Annotated in this window: 1 protein-coding gene; it reads left to right on the top strand. The window is 68.2% G+C overall.

Translation table 11 applies throughout. The features are described from left to right. Positions 1 to 639: IS66 family transposase (locus E2C06_RS36845; RefSeq protein ID WP_165982928.1), on the top strand; the 639-nt coding region annotated here is incomplete at its 5' end. Positions 640 to 658: the final 19 nt, after the last annotated feature.

Here is a 658-nt window from a genome sequence, read left to right as displayed (position 1 = left end):
CCAGCGCGCCTGGCCACCGAAGGCGCGCTCTGGGGTGCCATCAAGGCGCATGGCCTGCTGCCCGGGACGGTGATCGTCAGCGACGATGCCGGCCAGTTCGCCCTTGGCGAGCACGCTCTGTGTTGGGTCCATGCCGAGCGTCTCGTCCACAAGCTCGACACCTTCACCGACCAGCAGCGGGCCGCCCAGACGCGCGTCTGCGACCTGATCTGGTGGTACTACGCCGACCTGAAGGCGTACCGACGAGAGCCCAGCCGGCGCCGCCGGGCCGAGTTGCGCGCCCGCTTCGACCGCATTTTCCAGCGCCACACTGGCTTCGTCATGCTCGACCGATTGCTCGAGCGCCTGCACGCCAACAAGACCGAGTTGCTGCAGGTGCTGGACTGCCCAGAAATCCCGCTGCACACCAACGGCTCGGAGAACGACATCCGCGCCCAAGTCACCCGGCGCAAGGTCAACGGTGGCACTCGCAGCGATCCGGGCCGCGACTGCCGCGACGCCTTCCTCGGCCTGGCCAAGACCTGCGCCAAGCTCAGCATCAGCTTTTGGGACTACCTCGGTGCCCGGCTCGGCATCATCGGCCAGGCCGGCATCCCGTACCTGCCCGACTTGGTCAGAGCGCGGTGCCAGCCCGCCTGACCGCCACAGGTTTTGCCCC

Source organism: Dankookia rubra (genome assembly GCF_004355005.1).
GTDB classification, from domain to species: domain Bacteria; phylum Pseudomonadota; class Alphaproteobacteria; order Acetobacterales; family Acetobacteraceae; genus Paracraurococcus; species Paracraurococcus ruber_A.
This window is presented reverse-complemented; position numbering and strand designations above follow the sequence as displayed.